The organism is Okeania sp. KiyG1 (genome assembly GCF_014132355.1).
In the GTDB taxonomy this organism is placed as follows: domain Bacteria; phylum Cyanobacteriota; class Cyanobacteriia; order Cyanobacteriales; family Microcoleaceae; genus Okeania.
In genome coordinates, this window is sequence record NZ_BLZO01000121.1 from 127,527 (window position 1) to 144,979 (window position 17,453).

12 protein-coding genes and 2 pseudogenes are annotated in these 17,453 nt (G+C 36.8%); 5 read left to right on the forward strand and 9 right to left on the reverse strand.

The window, feature by feature from the left end:
- Window positions 1–67 precede the first annotated feature (67 nt).
- The 5 genes from SAGCYANO_RS29460 to SAGCYANO_RS29480 form a co-directional block, all read right to left on the reverse strand.
- Entirely contained in the window at window positions 68–259 is a 192-nt protein-coding gene (locus tag SAGCYANO_RS29460) for a hypothetical protein (protein WP_202223310.1), read from the reverse strand.
- Window positions 260–493: 234 nt separating this feature from the next.
- Window positions 494–712 (reverse strand): NAD(P)H-quinone oxidoreductase subunit O, encoded by a 219-nt coding sequence (locus tag SAGCYANO_RS29465; protein ID WP_202223311.1) that lies wholly within the window; start codon window positions 710–712, stop codon window positions 494–496.
- Between the two features lie 726 nt (window positions 713–1,438).
- Complete coding sequence (locus SAGCYANO_RS29470) at window positions 1,439–2,347, reverse strand: DNA-formamidopyrimidine glycosylase (protein WP_202223312.1); 909 nt, start codon at window positions 2,345–2,347, stop codon at window positions 1,439–1,441.
- A gap of 165 nt (window positions 2,348–2,512) precedes the next feature.
- Window positions 2,513–2,743 (reverse strand): photosystem I reaction center subunit IV, encoded by a 231-nt coding sequence (locus tag SAGCYANO_RS29475; RefSeq protein ID WP_202223313.1) that lies wholly within the window; start codon window positions 2,741–2,743, stop codon window positions 2,513–2,515.
- A 91-nt stretch (window positions 2,744–2,834) separates the two neighbouring features.
- Window positions 2,835–3,455: a DUF6391 domain-containing protein gene (locus SAGCYANO_RS29480; protein WP_202223314.1), complete on the reverse strand. Its 621-nt coding sequence runs from the start codon at window positions 3,453–3,455 to the stop codon at window positions 2,835–2,837.
- Window positions 3,456–5,015: 1,560 nt separating this feature from the next.
- Here SAGCYANO_RS29480 and SAGCYANO_RS45920 point away from each other — a divergent pair.
- The 3 genes and pseudogenes from SAGCYANO_RS45920 to SAGCYANO_RS45925 form a co-directional block, all read left to right on the forward strand.
- Window positions 5,016–5,407, forward strand: a pseudogene (locus SAGCYANO_RS45920) (transposase); the annotation flags it as partial.
- A gap of 1,878 nt (window positions 5,408–7,285) precedes the next feature.
- Window positions 7,286–7,732, forward strand: a complete 447-nt coding sequence (locus tag SAGCYANO_RS29490; protein ID WP_202223316.1) for a hypothetical protein — start codon at window positions 7,286–7,288, stop codon at window positions 7,730–7,732.
- A 458-nt stretch (window positions 7,733–8,190) separates the two neighbouring features.
- Window positions 8,191–9,191: pseudogene (locus SAGCYANO_RS45925) on the forward strand (transposase); the annotation flags it as partial.
- Between the two features lie 201 nt (window positions 9,192–9,392).
- On the opposite strand, the gene SAGCYANO_RS29505 reads toward SAGCYANO_RS45925, so the two are convergent.
- The 4 genes from SAGCYANO_RS29505 to SAGCYANO_RS29520 form a co-directional block, all read right to left on the reverse strand.
- Complete coding sequence (locus SAGCYANO_RS29505; protein ID WP_202223319.1) at window positions 9,393–10,586, reverse strand: RNA-guided endonuclease TnpB family protein; 1,194 nt, start codon at window positions 10,584–10,586, stop codon at window positions 9,393–9,395.
- A 257-nt stretch (window positions 10,587–10,843) separates the two neighbouring features.
- Window positions 10,844–11,584, reverse strand: coding sequence for an MORN repeat-containing protein (locus SAGCYANO_RS29510; protein WP_202223320.1), 741 nt, complete (start codon window positions 11,582–11,584; stop codon window positions 10,844–10,846).
- Window positions 11,585–12,616: 1,032 nt separating this feature from the next.
- Window positions 12,617–13,801 carry a hypothetical protein gene (locus SAGCYANO_RS29515; protein ID WP_202223321.1) on the reverse strand — a complete coding sequence of 395 codons (1,185 nt, stop codon included), beginning with the start codon at window positions 13,799–13,801 and terminating at the stop codon, window positions 12,617–12,619.
- Between the two features lie 74 nt (window positions 13,802–13,875).
- Window positions 13,876–14,502 (reverse strand): hypothetical protein, encoded by a 627-nt coding sequence (locus SAGCYANO_RS29520; protein ID WP_202223322.1) that lies wholly within the window; start codon window positions 14,500–14,502, stop codon window positions 13,876–13,878.
- Window positions 14,503–14,971: 469 nt separating this feature from the next.
- On the opposite strand from SAGCYANO_RS29520, the gene SAGCYANO_RS29525 reads away from it, so the two are divergent.
- Window positions 14,972–15,211, forward strand: coding sequence for a hypothetical protein (locus SAGCYANO_RS29525; RefSeq protein ID WP_202223323.1), 240 nt, complete (start codon window positions 14,972–14,974; stop codon window positions 15,209–15,211).
- An 806-nt stretch (window positions 15,212–16,017) separates the two neighbouring features.
- Entirely contained in the window at window positions 16,018–16,251 is a 234-nt protein-coding gene (locus SAGCYANO_RS29530) for a hypothetical protein (protein ID WP_202223324.1), read from the forward strand.
- Window positions 16,252–17,453 lie beyond the last annotated feature (1,202 nt).

Consider the following 17,453-nt stretch of genomic DNA (forward strand, 5'->3'; position numbering starts at 1 on the left):
TCAGGTATTAGCCTTTCATGTCGGCTCTTAGCCGAAACGTTTCCAAGCTTTATCTAGTCTTTGTAAGTTAATTTGTTGAACTTCGTATGGAGATTTCTTTGTAGTCAGGAAATAACTGTTTTGTCTGTTTAAGTGCTGATTGCTGAAAATAATAATCTGGTCTACTAGAAATTTCACCAATAGGACATGAAATTAATGAACAACGGTCAACTTGACATCTAGTTCTATTTAACCAGTCTAGTCTTTGACAAGCGTGCATAATTCCAATGTCTTCGCAACAGTTCTAGCCAATAATCAATTTTGACTGACTGTTCAAAAGTGGGCTTAATTTTGTAGCAATGAATAATTATCATAATTTTTATACTACTCTTTATTGCTATATTTGAACATCAATCGATACCTGTTTAATTTGCAGCTCGGCAATTCCCCTCCCGTTAAATCGAAGATTATAACGGGAGACCCCGAGACCGTATCAAGTTGGAAAAAGGTATTTCTACTTGAATTCTTCTAACTGATCTAATCGTAACCAAATATTTGGAGTCGGTACTTTGCCGAATTTGACAAAAGCGTAATCTCCTTTTGTATCAACAACTTCTCCCTGACTATCAAATATATAGGGAGGAAACCTTGTGTCACTAGCTTTGGCCTCTAAGCTATTTTCAAGTTTTTCTCGCACAACACGAACTACACTACCTTTTTTAATGTTTGCCATATATGATTTCCATCTCTTTTATTTTCTGTTGAAATTCTAATATGGAATGAGGGCAAATGACCCAACGTTGAACCTAACAGTTATCGAATAATTAATAATTAAGGTTTGCTGAAAAAGTCTTATGGGTAAGGGTAGGAGTCAGGAGTCAGGAGGAACGGGGAATTATAGAGGAGGTAGGAGTAAGAATTGTCCTAAGATTGTTCTGTCATAATCGTCCCAAAATACTAGCTTTATGCAGCTCTTTCCACCGAAAAGCTAACACTTTTTTAGATCTAAAAATTCTACAACCTTTATCTGTCAATGCTTTTAGATTTATTCAGCAAGCCCTAATTCAATAATTCTCGTTTAAAGCCTCCCCTTTTAAAGGGAAAAAAAGTGCTAGGATATTTCCTTATATTCAATTCCGTAACGGTTTTAACCAGAGGTAATTATCAATTATCAATTATCAATTATCCATTAATGAAAATATGAACTTCTAAATTGAGGGGGCTGCCAAAATCTGGTCTTATAGAACCCATTTGGTATATTTTCTTGAAATACAAAGGGTTCAGAAAAGCCGTTTTAAGCGGCCTAATAACTATAAGGGTTCAGGAAACCGAAAAATTATGAAAAATGACTGCCACAATCATAAAACCCAGATGGGTATTGGACTTGTAACTTATTAAATAGATACCAAATGGCTTCTATAAGGAAGATTAAGTCGGAGCAGATAACTCTCAACTTCTACTACCCTTCTTGGCATTGAGGGCAAAAATGAGTAGACCGACCCGCCAGTTTAATTTTCTCTAAAGAAGTACCACAAATTCTACATGGTTGACCAGCACGATTATAAACCCAAGCTACACCACCATAATTACCATTAACTCCCTTAACATTTAGAAAGTTGCTGAATGTTGTACCACCTGCATCTATAGAATTTTGTAATACTTTGAGTATAGCTAGATGCAGTTGTTCTATTTGGGTTTCTGTCAAATCTTTGCACAGAGTTGTTGGTCTAATACCACTGAGAAATAGTGCTTCATCAGCATAAATATTACCTAACCCTGCAATTGTTGTCTGGTCTAAAAGGGCTGTTTTAATTGCTCTATGTCTTTTATCAAGTTTTTTGATCAGATATTCTAGGCCAAATTCAGGGGAAAATGGTTCAGGACCTAGTTTTTTCAGACCAGTAATAATGTGAGATATTTCTGTTGCGGGTGGTACTCCCCACATCTGGCCAAAAGTGCGTTGGTCTACAAATCTTAATTCATGGGTAGGATGACCTTCACCTCCTGAAGAGCGATCGCCAAAAAATATTCTCACTCGGGTGTGTTTATGTAGACTTTCTTCTGGTTTTACCCATAACAGTTGGCCTGTCATTCGTAGATGTACTCCTAACCAACCATCTTGACTTTCTTTAAGTTGCGTAAGTTTTGGAGTTTTTGTATCCCACTTGTAGAGTTGGGCAAGTAAATATTTACCTCGTCTATGCCACCCCGCGATCGCTTTTCCCTGCAAACCGCCCAAAAAATGACCTACAGAAATTGGGTGGGCAACTGTGCGTTCTAACAACACTTCCCCACCCACTATTTTTTTGTTGAGAGTCAGTTGATTGAGACCTCGTTTTACTATTTCTACTTCTGGCAGTTCTGGCACAGTCCTAACTATAATTTTCAGAGTCTTAATTATTATATAGACACTGTAGAAATTTTTTCTAGTTAAGCATCGATCCGAGCCAGTTTTGGCCTATTTTTGTTTATTTAATTAGAATTGTTCAAATGAGGTTTTGTTATAGCTCTGGGTTCAAAGAATAGTTTAAGGCTAATTCTTTTTACCTTTAGGAGCTTCTACCTCTACTACTTCTGAAGTACCAAAGTTATTAGTGTTAACGCCAGCTGCACTACCACTAAAACCCGTGTAATTTACTTTGTCAAAGCGAACAATAACAGGGTACTTGATGCCACTTTTGTCAACGGAAGCAACTGTACCAATCTCGTTATACCAGTAGGATTCTTTGCGTAAAATCCGAACTTTAGAACCACGTTGAACCATGAATTTTTTTTCCCTTAAAGTTTAAGAATGGTAAAACCGTCCTCTCATCCTATATCTTTTAAGTCTGAGATTTTTTTAAGTTTTGTTGCAATTAATTGAGCCAGGATACTTGAACAAAATGAGCTGGACGACCCCATAAATCTTGAGTTACAGAAATATTTACCACTCTTAAATTGAAAGGAATAGCAGTTGTTAAATATTTTTGGGCTAAATTACCTAGCTCTGGTGCTATTTGGAGTGCTGCTGTAGCTGCAATGCCAAAACCTAAGAGTTGCTCAATTGGTTTCCTGGGCATAAGTGTATTTATACCTAGAGCCAATCCTAGAGTAAGAGTCATTGCCACTGATAAGTTTGTCCCACATCTAGGATGTACTGCCAAGTCCCATTCTCCAGAAGTAATTCGTTGTAATGCTACTTCTACTGCTTCCTCTAATTGAGATTCATTTATTGAACCATAAAGGTAAAATCCTTGTGGTGTAGACATTCCTCCAATTGATTCGTCAAAGGATGTTGAATTTCCTGAGTTTGCTAATTCACTGAGTACCCAAACTGTAGCGTGTTCTAGAGCATGAACTTGTCTAGTTGTCAATATTTCTTTTAAGCCAGGAATAAATTCTAGTTGTTGAAGAACATCACTATCTTGCGTAGGTTGGGGGGCAAAATTAAAGGGAAACTGTTGGTTTCCAGAGGAAGTAGAGGTGCTTGCTGTCATGTTTTTTTAATTTGTTTGCTTTTAGCAATTGAATATTTCTAGATTTTATTCTTTTATACCAATTTTAATTTAACCTGTGAGTTCTTGTGGATATTAAGAGAATAGTAAATAGTCAAATTATTATGAATAATTTCTATCATGTCTCTTTGAATACCCATAGTCATTTCGGTTATCAGTTATCAGTTATCAGTACCTCGCAGCTATTGCCAGAGGCTTGAAATACTGAAGTTTATCTTCTCTTGGTCGATTGGATATGGCGAGGTTTCTTCCCCATCCCACCCTACGGGAAGCTCCGAAGATAGAACTCCGTTCCGAGATACGCGTTTCGCATCAGCGTTGCGTTGCGCCAGCTTTGCGTTGCGCCAGCTTTGCGTTGCGCCAGCTTTGCGAAGAAAAGCAAAAGCAAAAGCAAACGACCGCTGTCTTGGTCGATTGGATATGGCGAGGGGACCTCGCCATCCCATCCTAGGTCATGCTCCGCAAACGACCGCTTTTTTATCCCCTTGAAAGGGGAGGCTTTAGACCTTCTTTTTTGGTAAAAAATTTAGGAAATAGGTAATGGGGAATAGAGAGTAAATAACAAGGGGAAATTTGTTTGCTCCGCATTCGGTACGGAAAAAATATTCTCGCTTCAACAGCTATATAATTTTGATTATGGCTAATTAATCACAGGGTCATTTCATATTAAATCCGGTAGCATTGGTATAATTCAGTATTGAGGAATAATTTATTAGTCTTCTAGAGTAAAATAGCCTTTTTTCCCTACTGACCATAGGAATTATATTACTCCGAAGCCCATGGATTTGATATCATTCTAGATTTTAGCCATGAATTTATTGATTTTCAGACAGCTAAAGATACATTTCCTCAAACTTGGAATAACGTGGTTTCGTCAATACATAAAATGTAAGCATTTCCTAGGTCATGCTGCGCAAACAGCTATTAGCAGTCAGCTAGCCTCCTCCGGAGGAACTGCGGACTTCAGCAACAATACTCTCTTCTTAAGGACAGTGTTTAAATTAACAACTGACTTTAAGAGCAAGGAAGCCAGCTTTGATAGTAAGACAATTAAATATTGCTTTTATCCTAAACTAAAAGCAATAGCTGAAGTCCGCAGTTCCGACCATAGGAGGCTAGCTGATGGCTGACGGCTGAATGCTTACCATAAAATGGTATAGTTTAGAATGAAAAACCCCTGGAATGAGAGTTAATATTAGTGCATTATTTAAATGTATAAAATTATTTCCTCATTCAACTTATAATTCTTTTATATTCTCAAATTAATAGTGGTAATTAAGTATTACAAATTCAAGTTTATTGGTTTCTGAAACTATCAATAAAGGGGTTAATTTTTGAGTTTTTTTACATACAGAAAACTTTTAGATACATCGCCTGTCATATCTACTTATTAGTTATATAATTTCCGTTTGAATACTTAGGGTTTGCTGAATAAATTTCAAAAACTTACTCAGTAAGAATTTAAGGCATTTCTAATCAGAAATTGTAGCCAATTTTCAGCTAAAATAGACAAAAAACCAGGTATCTATAACTGCACACACCATGTACAGAAAAGTAGGCCAACGTAACACTGCACCAGAAAATTTTGAACTGCTGTTCAATGGCCAATTATCCCCAGACAATGGTTGGGTAGTGATGGCTAGTTTAATTTTTTGGTCAGAATATGAAGATAAATATGCCAGTTTATTCTCTGAAGAAAGAGGATCACCCTATTTCCTTTAGAATGGCGCCCAAGGGCGTTAATTATTAAAGAGAAATTGGGTATAAGTGATAGGGAAACAGTAGATAAAATTAAGGAAAACCCTTACTTACAATAGTTTATCGGCCTTGAATCCTAGAACAACCAAGCCCCATTTGATGCCTCAATGTTGGTTAATTTTAGAGAGAGAATAGGTGCAGAATTAATCAATCAAATTAATTCAGATATGGTTAAGACTCAGGGTAAAAATCCTCACGGGGTGACAATGGCCTCAAAAGTATTGCTAACAATGGTTTAAAGGATTAAAGTAACTCTTGAAAATTACGCTCAATAGTAAAAATAATAATCATTATTAGTAGGGGTATTGGCGATCGCTACCCATCAGTATCCCCAATCTTAATTGATTGTTATGTCAACTGTTAATGGTAGCCATAAGTCACATTTTATGGTTAAAAAAGTCGGTCCTCTTACAGAAATAGACCGACCCAAATGCAATTTTTATCATTGTATGAGTCATATTTTAAACAATCTTTGACCGTAAGCATTCAGCGATTAGCAGTCAGCTATCAGCAAACCCTAATTATTCATTACTTCTAAGGTAAGCATTCAGCTATTAGCGGTCAGCTGTCAGCTTTTTAAAGAATGAAGTAAAAATTCGTTTAACTTATACTATATTTTCGTAAGTATTTCCTGCGGAATGCGGAGCTAACAGCTATTAGTAGTCAGCTCGAGCGCAATAAGACCCTGCTTTTAAGGACATAGTTTAAATGAATATAGGCTTTAAAAACTTTTGTAGTAAGATTAATTCTAGCTCAATTAATACAGCTTTAAAGCTACACGAAAAGCAATAGCTGAAGTCCGCAGTTCCGACCACAGGAGGCTAGCTGATAGCTGACGGCTGTTTGCGCAGCATTCCGGAGGAAATGCTTACCTTCTAAGATTTAGGAAGGGGACTTTAACAGTAACTTTTATTCTGTCTCATTTCTCAATTATTTTTACCTTCCCCAAAATTAATAGCTGAAGTTCGCAGTTCCGACCATAGGAGGCTAGCTGAAGTTCGCAGTTCCGACCACAGGAGGCTAGCTGACGGCTGTTTGCGCAGCATTCCGGAGGAAATGCTTACCTTTGACCAATACTCAACTTCAAACTTTAAAAATTTTAGTTTGGTTAATTACTGCTCCATTTAACTGTCCAAATAGAAAGGTTAGCTGCTTGTTTTCCTCTTCCCATTAAATATGAAAGTCGTCGTCGCCACATTCAACGGTTTTTAGCATTATATTCTTTTAAGTTTACCAATGTGATTGGTTCCTCATTATAGAGAAAATTCTTGATTAATAATTTTCTCTAGGTAGTCGGCTAATTTTAACCATTGATAGAACGATAGGGGAAAGCTCAGAATATTTTTGTTATAGGTGTAATCTACAAAAAACGTGCCGTAAGCATTCAGCTATTAGCAGTCAGCTATCAGCAAACCCTAATTATTTATTACTTCTAAGATTTAGGAAGGGGACTTTAACAGTAACTTTACTTCTAAGATTTAGGGAGGGAACTTTAACAGTAACTTTTATTCTGTCTCAATTTATCAATTATTTTTACCTTCCCCAAAATTAATAGCTGAAGTTCGCAGTTCCGACCATAGGAGGCTAGCTGAAGTTCGCAGTTCCGACCACAGGAGGCTAGCTGACGGCTGAATGCTTACAACGTGCTTTACCTATTTATTGGCAAATTTTAGACAAGAAAGGTAGTAGTAATTTAGGAGAGCAGAAAGCACTTATTAAGCCTGTTTTACGTTTACTAAACAAATATGAATTAGTAATTATTGGAGATAGAGAATTCCATGCTCCAGAGTTATTTCACTGGTTGAAACATCGAAAATCACCTCAAAAATTTATTTTGTTTTCAGACAAAAAATGAATACTTACTATAGAAAACCAGGCAAAAATTATCAAAAATTGAGTTCTTTGCCTCTATGTCCTGGGACTAAAATCTTTTGAGTAATATTAATCTTACTCAAAAAAAAGGGTTTGGTCAATTTAATTTAGCAGCTTATTGGAAAGGTAAATATAATCAGAAAGTTGAAAAAGCGAGTGCTAATTGATGAGGTCTCCTCGGAATGAAAGACGCACTCAAGACAGAACCATGGTACTTATTGACAAATCTTGACAATTTAGATGAAGTATTAAAAATTTATCGGTCAAGAATGGGTATTGAAGCTATGTTTAAAGACTGTAAAACAGGGGGGTATAATCTAGAAGGAAGTCAAGCTAATACCCAAGGTTTGACCAATCTAGTTTTACTCATTGCTATTGCTTATACTATTTCATGCCAACAAGGTAAAATTATCAAAAAATCCGGTTACCAAAAATACATTTTTCCATTGAAAGAACCTGTTCAAAAAGATAGAAGACATAGTAATTTTTGGCTTGGTATTTATGGTGAATTGTGGGTCATAGCTTGGGAATATTTAATCGATATTGTCCAAGGTATGATGAATCTATCACCACAGAAAAAGCCCGATTATCAAAGAGGATTAAAAGCGATGTCTATGTTATTAGATTAAGTATTTGTACTTTCAAGAGTTCACAGTTTATTTAATAACTAAAAAAATTTTTAGTGGGCTGATATAAATTTTATTAGTGGCCTTAAATTGAAAAATAAATCAACTTAAGATGGGGTTGTAGTTGAGCGTACGCTTAACTATAACCCCTACTAATAATGATTATCATTTTCACTATTGATTGCAATTTTCAAGAGTTACTTTAATCCTTTAAACCATTGTTAGCAATACCTTTTGAGGCCATTGTCGCCCCGTGAGGTAAAAATCAGGAAAATGAAGAGGAAAAAAAACACAAAATTAGAAGAAATCAATGAGCATCAAAATCAAGGTATAGCGCTGTGCGCAGGCAACAGCTCCGGAAAGCAACAGCTCCGGAAGGGGGAATAAAAAACCGATATTATAAGGCTTTTAGCTATTGGACATCTCTTGTAATTTGTAAATATGCCAGCGCACATTGCTATAAATTAATCATAGATGCCACCTGCGCTCCTGCCGATATCAGCTATCCGACGGACTTAAATCTATTAAATCAAGGGAGAATTCAAACCGAAAAAATCATAGATATTCTCTATGAACCAATCAAAAGTAAGTTTAATAAAAAACCTATTACTTGCCGTCAAATAGCAATAAAAGAATACTTAAAGGTAGCAAAAAAAAGACGACCTATTCGTAACGCAATCAGGAAAGCCATCAAAAAACAACTGAAATATGTAAGTAAAAATTTAAAAACCATAAAGCTGCTAATAGAGAATAGTGCCAGTCTAGAAAGTCTGAGTCAAAAACAATATAAAACATTGCTAGTAGTGAGTGAAGTATATCGTCAGCAACAATCAATGTGGGATAACAAAGAAAAACGAATAGATGACAGAATAGTAAATATAAATCAACCTCATGTCCGTCCCATAGTGAGAGTAAAAGCAGGAATTAACACAGAATTTGGAGCCAAATTATCTGCAAATTGCATTGATGGATATGTATTTTTACACCGATAATTGTTGGTCAACTATAATAAGTCAGTAGATTTAAAAGCTCAAGTTGAAGATTTTAAAAATTACACAGGTCATTACCCAGAGTCAGTTCATGCAGACCAGATTTATAGAACTAGAGAAAACCGAAAAATCTGTAAAGAGAAAGGTATTAGAATGAGTGGTCCTCCTTTGGGAAGACCATCAAAAAATATTGATAAAGAGCAGAAAAAACAAACTCAATTAGATGAAAGATTACGGAACCATATTGAGGGCAAATTCGGGCAAGCAAAAAGAGGATTTAGTTTGGGAAAAGTAATGGCTAAACTTTCTGAAACTTCCACAACTGCCATAGAACTCCGTTCCGCTGCGCGATCGCAATTACTTTTTTAGTAATCAACCTTTCTACCCTCACCGGAAGAGGCTTTTTCTCTTTTTTTATACCTTTTTGGAGAAAAAACTGTTTTTGCGGTCTATTTAATCATTTAAACTTATAACTTAGTTAATGATGATAATAAAAAATTATAATCACCTTTTCTTTGAATAACAAATCAACCGTTTTCAGATTTTTTCAGCATGCCCTACTTATAAATCAGTCAGCAAAAAGTAGAGATATATACAGATATTTGGTGTTTAAAGGAGAGGAGCTGTTTTTTGACATCCTCCCCGGCCTAAAGGCACGGGGATTCCTACCGAGCCTAAGCTCCTCGGTGGGTTGACGTATCACAGGCTGCTGCTACCTTGGCGGTAGTCTTACGCTTGCCTCCACGTCCGTTTTTTGTCTCGGACTGCCCGCCCGCGACTAATATATTTATTGCTGCATTCTCGTCTCTATCGTGTTTTGCACCGCAGTTGAGGCACTCCCATTCTCGCACCTGAAGGTCTAGCTTCCCACCTTTAAAGCCACAATTTGAGCAAATTTGAGAGGTAGGCTCCCAACGATTAATTACTCTAAAATCGCGACCATATTTTTCAGCAATTCCATCTAGAAGTGTTCGGAATTGTCTCCAACCTAAATCGGATATAGCCCTGGATAATTTACGATTCTTAACCATCCCAGAAACGTTTAAATCTTCTAAAACAATTGTTTGGTTTTCACGAATTATTTCAGTAGATAATTTATGTAGAAAATCTGTCCTTGTATCTTTCAGTTTGGCATGGAACTTAGCAACTCTAATCCTGGCTTTTTCATACCTTTTAGAGCCTTTAGTTTTATGAGATAATGACTTGCTTAACTTTCTTAACTTCTTAATTCGTTTCTTAAGTGGTTTAGGAGCATCAACCTTTGTACCATTACTAAATGTAGCAAAGGTTTTAATGCCTAAATCTATACCTACTGAACTATCAGTTTTAGGTAAGACTTCTGGTTGTATTTCTACTACAAAACTCAAGAAATATCTATGAGCAGAATCTTTAATTACTGTTACTGATGATGGAGCAGCAGGTAACTCTCTTGACCATACTATTTTCAGCTTTCCTATCTTGGCTAAATAGACTTTATGTTGACTAATCTTAAAGCCACCTTTTCTAAACCTAGCAGTTTGCTTTGACTTTCTACTTTTAAATTTAGGAGGTCTAACAGGTCTACCTTTTCTCTTGCCTTGAGTTGATTTAAAAAAGTTTTGATAAGCCTGATTTAAATCATTCAATGATTGCTGCAATGGTATGTTAGAAACCTCTGACAACCATTCTCTTGCTTCAGTCTTTTTAGCAGATGTAATAAAAAGCTTTTGTAGTTCTAAATTATTAGGTTTCTTTTCTCCTGATTTATACTTCTGTTGGGAGTAAGCTAGACTATCATTCCAAACCACACGGACACAGCCAAATAGCTTGGCTAATCGGTATTTTTGTCCCGGGGTTGGATATATACGGTACTTAAATCTAGCTTTCATAACTTGACTTTTAAACTAACAAAGTAATAACATATTTATAGACAAAAATCAACTAAAAAGTCGCCCTAGAAGGGCGAGGCTTGAAACCCATTTTTCTGGTCACAACACTATGGAAAAGCTTTGATATTAAATAGTTTTTAGAAGAGCTTTGGCTTTTCTACTATTAGTGACTTAATACCAAAAAAGCTTTATTCTTCCTTCATCCCCCTCCGATTCTGAATGGAGAATTTTTCATCTATTCTGTATAGTAGTATTGACTAATTTGTTTCTTCTTGCCTTTGACCATTACGGAATACTCCGGGAAATCTTTTTCCTTCAGCATCTATAATAATCCCGACACCATGAGGTATTCCTCCTCTTAACTCTCCTTCATAACGAATTCCATTAGGATATGTACAACTTCCTTTGCCATCTAGTTCTGAATTATAAAAATCTCCTTGACATCGTATACCATCAGCACGAGTAAATACTCCTGGGCCAAAAGGAGAGCCAGCAAAGAAATCTCCCTCATAGCGATCGCCATTGGCATAAATAAATTGACCTTGACCAGTAGGCTGACTACTAATCACATTATTAGACAGATTCTCCACTAAGTTAAAATCTCCGACAAAGCGATCGCCATTGGCGAAAATAATTGTACCTGACCTAATCTGTCCATTTTGGAATACTCCTGTCACTCTGGAATCATCAGAGAATATAAAAGTCCCCTGTCCATTAGGCAGACCATTCCTAAACTGTCCTTCGTAGCGATTACGATTCAAATAGACATATACACCACTTCCTTCTGGTCTTCCATTGACAAAATCTCCAGCATAATTATCTCCATTGGAATAATTGCATTTCACTCTGCCAGTAGGAGGGTTTCCTTCACACAAAGGTGCTTCTTCTTCTGTTTGTTCTTGTGCCATTAAGGACTGAGGATGCCACATCAAAATTGTGTATCCCAGGCAAGAAGCTGTTAGTATTGCTATTTTTAGTTGTTTTATTGATAGCATCATGGCCAATATCAAGCCTATTTATTAATTTAAAGAGTTTCTATTATTTTTTGATTCCATTATTATATAGAGTTCTACAGAACTGTGGGATATAGATAATTACTGAAAAGCAACGCTATATATTCAGTCACGAAATGCTGTTTTGATGTTGAATAAAAAGTCATGTGCAGGGGCGAGTTACACCCAATAATAAAATACTATCACGATTTTTTTGAGGATACAAGGGCAAAAGCCTTGCTACTTTTTTTGGAGCTTCACAGGATGATAATTTTTCTTTGGTTGTGAATAATAGCGTTGGCGGAGCAAGTGCGGTAGCTACATCACTTCTGCATGAGTATATATGGATGTGTTGATGGGGTAAAACATTTTTCGGCGTCACAACTTCTTTGTCTTAGAGCTTCACAGAATGATAATTTTTCTGGTGTTTTGATGGTGTGAGTATCTCTTCTATATATATTCAGTCACGAAATGCTGTTTTAATGTTGAATAAAAAGTCATGCGTAGGGGCGAGTTACACCCAATAATAAAATACTATCATAATTTTTTTGAGGATACAAGGGCAAAAGCCTTGCTACTTTTTTGGAGCTTCACAGGATGATAATTTTTCTTTGGTTGTGAATATAGTGATCACTTCTGCATGAGTATATATGGATGTGTTGATGGGGTAAAACATTTTTCGGTGTCACAACTTCTTTGTCTTAGAGCTTCACAGAATGATGACTTTTCTGGTGTTTTGATAGTGTGAGTATCTCTTCTATATATATTCAGTGGCGAAATGCTGTTTTTGCGTTGAATAAAAAGTCATATGTAGGGGCGAGTTACACCCAATAATAAAATACTATCATAATTTTTTTGAGGATGCAAGGGCAAAAGCCTTGCCTTTTTTGGAGCTTCATAGAATGCAGATTGCTCATCAGTGTATCTGTGGCCAAATCATTGTCTAGCAACAACTGCATTGGTAATGATGAAGCCTGTTTATAGGGACACAGCCAAATAAGTAGAGCAAGTCTAAAAAATTAGGATAATTTATTTTTTTTACTCTTCAGTTGTTGGCTGACTTCCTACCTCTTTTTGAACTTCCACACCACTTTGCTCAAACACAACAACTGGGTCAGCTCCTGTCTTAAAGTCCACTCGCTTTACCAATACCTTACCATTAGCTAGTCGTTGTCCAATTTTTACATATCTACTTGTAGGTTCTGTAGGAACCTTAACAATGATTTGCTTTTGATTTCCTACCTGCACAACTCCACTAACTTCTATACCATCGGCAATAGTAGTATCTGGTGGAGGTGGTGGTGGAGGTGGTGGTGGTGGAGGTGGCGGTGGTGGTGGTGGAAAACCTGGCCCTCGCCACTGAGGAGGTGGGGTTGACCCTATTGGCAATTCTGGTATAAATGGTACTTGTTGAGTAGATGAACTGGGCAACTCTGGGGGTTTTGGTGGAGGTGGTGGCTCTTGAGATTGTGATTGTTGTGTAGTACCTGGAGGATGAGTGGCAACTGTTGCATTACTATTTTTCCCTGACTGAGTATTGTTTCCTGATGCTACTTGTCTGTTTGTATTTTGCGGTGGCCTATTGTTGGCCGTTTGTCTTGATGGAGTTATTGTTTCTCTTGATGGAGAGGGAGATTGAGCTGAACTTGAATTTTGTCTGTTTGTGGCAGATGGCTGTTGTGAATTTTGTTGTTGAGCAACTTGGTTTGAGTCTGTCCCTTGGTTTTCTCTAGTTACAGTTAACTCTGGTTCTCTCCAAGAAGAAGGGGATTTGGTTTCTGGTAGAGTTGGAATATTTGGTACTTGTTGACTATCTAATTCAGGAAGTTGGGTAGATACAGAATCTCCTGTTCGATCCGGTCTCCGACTTGGTACTGGAATACTTGGTAAATTTGAGAAAGGGTCTCTGGTTTCTGGAATGGTTGAAACAGAAGTAGGTGTTTGAGTTTGAACTTCTTGTTGGAGGGATTGTGTTCTTTCATTCGGGTCTGTAGACCTAATTAAGTCTTTTGCCGTATCTGACTTTTGGGGAACATCTGGAGATGGGAAAGGTTCGTCAACAGCAAGTGGTGAAGGAGATTCTGGAGGGTCTATGGGAGTAGGAGAAGATTCTGGGGTATTGGCAGTAGAACTGTTTCCTCTGTTAAAAAATGGTAGAGATTCACATCCACTTATCCAGACTGATAATAACCCTGGTCCTAATATTAGTAAAAATTTACGCATTGCTAGTTCCGAAAAGCATAATATTGTCAAGGGTAGCAAAAATTTAGCAAAATCATACTACCTTTGCGATCGAGTTAACAACCATGTTCTACAAATGAGTTTGTATTTTGTTCAAATGGTGAACCATTAGATAATGGTAATGGTCTTCTTCGTCTTTGTTGAGCAACAATTGGACTATCATCGCTTGGTACTATCCTTCTAACATTTTGTCGCCAAGTAGTGGGGGCTGTAGTTTCAGGAAGAGTCGGTAGACCTGGTAGTTGTTGGCCTTGTATTTCTGGTAATTGGGCTACGGAAGATTCTTCTGGTGCTATTTCTGGTACTGGTATTTCAGGAACAACAGAAAATGGGTCTCTACCTCTGGGAACAGATATTGTTTCAGAAGGTTGAACTGTGGTATCTTGCTCATTTCCTAAGTTTTGCTGTAAAACTTTTTCTCTTTCCTCTGGGTCGGTAGATTGGATTAAGTTAGCAACTGTATTGGACTTTTCTGGAACTTCTGCTGATGGAATGGTGGATTGTGATTGTGAATTAGAAGATGGAGCATCTGGAACTTGAGCTAGGATTTGGTTAGAAAAACTGGTAGAATCTGATAATGCCATTAGTTGCGTATCTTCATCATTAAATGCTACAGATTCACCTCTAAATATCCAGAAGGCTAATATTCCTATGCTGACGAAATATAAGAATTTTTTGTTCATTTGAAATTTTGTTGACCTTTTAATAAATTTTACCAGATAGCTTCTGTTGAAAGCCCTCGTGTTTTAACTGGGGGATGAAAACAAGGGAGTCGTTTAGACTAGGCAACTTTAGTGTAAGCATTCAGCTGTCAGCTATTAGCCATCAGCTATTGCTTTTAGTTTTAGATAAAAGCTTTACTAATTTAGGCAGAATTTATACTTAAGGAGCCATGTAAGAATAAGTTGTACAAATTTTATCTGAGATAAATTCTGAAATATCGCTTCCATTAAAAAAACTGTTCAAGTTATTTTTACACGACTACTAACTATAAAAGCTGGCGCTCAACAGTCTATATTCATTAAAACCTCATCATGATAGCTGATAGCTGACTGCTAATAGCTGTTAGCTCCGCATTCCGCAGGAAATGCTTACACTTTAGTTTTCCTATGATATTGTAATGCACAATAAGTTTTCCAACGCCTTTTTGAAATGTACTGTTGTCAACAAGTTTTAGTAGGTAAAAATCCTGAATTAATTGCAACTTTAACATTTTTATGTGAACAATCTCACAAGCTAACTAACATGGGAATATATTATGGTCGGCAATTATATTTTAAGTCGAGAAAAGGTATTGGTAAGTTTTACTTAGAAAAGGTCTACAAAAACAACAACCACTATAAAGTTTTACATCTCTTTTGCAGCACAACAAGTATTGAGAAATGTAGCTGAATCATTTAGGTCTTAATTTATGGTCTAGTTAAAGCCTATAGTTCAGATAAAATTGCAGACAGACCCAGAATACCTAACTATAGAAAGAAAGGAAAAGGAATATTAGCTAAAGTTAGTTATCCGGCTCAAGCGTTAAAGCTCAAAGGTAATCAAATTAGAGTACCACGCTTGTAATACCTGTAAACGCTGATTTGGTAAGAATTGCTTTTATATTCATAAGCCGAGTAATATCGAATTTAATGCTCTTAAATACCTGATAATCATACCAATCAATAGATGTTTTTACTATGAATTTGTCTATAAAAAAGAAGTAGTTAAGCCTCAATTAAATCAAGAAAATGTATTAGGAATTGACCATGGTGTCAATAATTGGTTGACTTGTGTATCTAATGTCGGTACGAGCGCGGGTTGTAGATGGTAAACACCCACCCTTTTAGTTCTCCTCCCGGGAGGGGATAGGGGTGAGTTGGTAAAACAAACAGGTATCAACTATCAAAGAAAATAAACCTTTAGGATTTTGGTCAAATCAACTAGCTGCCATTACTGAAAAACGTAACTGCTAAATCCGATTTGGGGGTAAATAAAGCAGCCAGGATAGTAATTAACCATTGTTGAGAGCATCATCTTGGTACAATTGTTTTTGGGTGGAATAAAAGCCAGAAAAATCAAATAAAATTAGGTCATAAAAAGAATTCATAATTTGTACCAATTCCTACAGTTAGACTTAAAGAAAGAATAGCTCAATTGTGATCTGAATATGGAATTATTTTGATAGAAACTGAGGAAAGTTATACTTGAAGGGGCGAATGGCATTCGCCCCTTCATTTTTAGATGGTGACTATCTGCCTAATTATGGTGAAAAACTCGGTGCTGGTGCTCGGACTCAGGTTCCGAGCAAGGAAGCACCAACCCTACGGGCCGATGATTGGAAACCGCCAGGAAAAAGAATAAAGCGATGTAGCGCCGCCAAAGGGGGTTTCCCCCATGAGCGACTGCATCAAGACAGCGTGGTTTGTATAGAAGTGCTAATAATTGCTTGATTAATGCAGACTGTAATGGGGCTGCAAATATTATTAGAAAAGTAAGCCGCAAAGCTAAGTTTAGACTTAAGCCGACTGTGTAGGAGCACTTTGACTGTAAGCATTCAGCTATTAGCAGCCAGCTAGCCTCCTCCGGAGGAACTACGCTCTTCAGCAATTAGTAATTATTAATTACTTCTCAGGTTTAGGAAGGGGACTTGAACAGTAACTTTTATTCTGTCTCAATTTCTCAATTATTTTTACCGAATAATTAATAATTAATAATTAATAATTAAATAATTCGCGCCTTGAAGCCTCCCTTGATCGGGGAAATAAAGAAATAATATTTCCTTATATTCAATTCCGTAGCGGTTAAAAACCGAGGTAATTATCAATTATCAATTATCAATTAATGAACTTCCCCAAAATTAATAGCTGAAGTTCGCAGTTCCGACCATAGGAGGCTAGCTAATAGCTGACGGCTGTTTGCGCAGCATTCCGGAGGAAATGTTTACCTTTGACTTGTCCCCAGAGAGTGTATTTCAGCTAAGGAGAAACAAAGCAACAAGGATTTATCAAAATCATAAGGGTCGCGCAACCCCGCCTTTTAAGGCGTAATATTTTTGGAGCCTTGCTCAAATCCCCGTTACAAAAATAACTTCTGATATTATGTCCGGTAGCATCGGAGTGTGTATAAAATTAAGGTGATAATAGGAGAAAGCCTTCTGCTTCCTGCCTCCAGCATAGCTGCTTTCCTTCCACCAAAGTCTAATTATTCAACCGGACATGATATGACTTCTGACTTCTGACTTCTGACTTCTGACTTTGTTAACGGTGTTGCGTAGTATCAACTTAGAATCCCTTAGAGCTGATTTATAAACTGAGCTAAAACTCTTATGCTATCTAAGTCTCAGGAATTTCTGGTTTACTGACCCAAAATCGGCAAAACCTCTGTCCTGTAAGAGAATCAGCCTCTTAATATTTACTTTATAAATCAGCTCTTAGGCTTCAGTCAGGGGAGTAGTCAAAATAGTTCAAGGTCATTGAAGAAGGCAGAAGGGAAAATTCATTGGGATAGTCAACTATCGGCCACTCAGTGTCTTATAACCCCAAGCAATTTTAAGCATAGGAAGTGACGGTGGGGTTATTAACCCCACAAAAGAAGAAATAATACCATATTTTTCAGTTTTTTGATCGGACATCAATAACTATAGCGTTTTGAG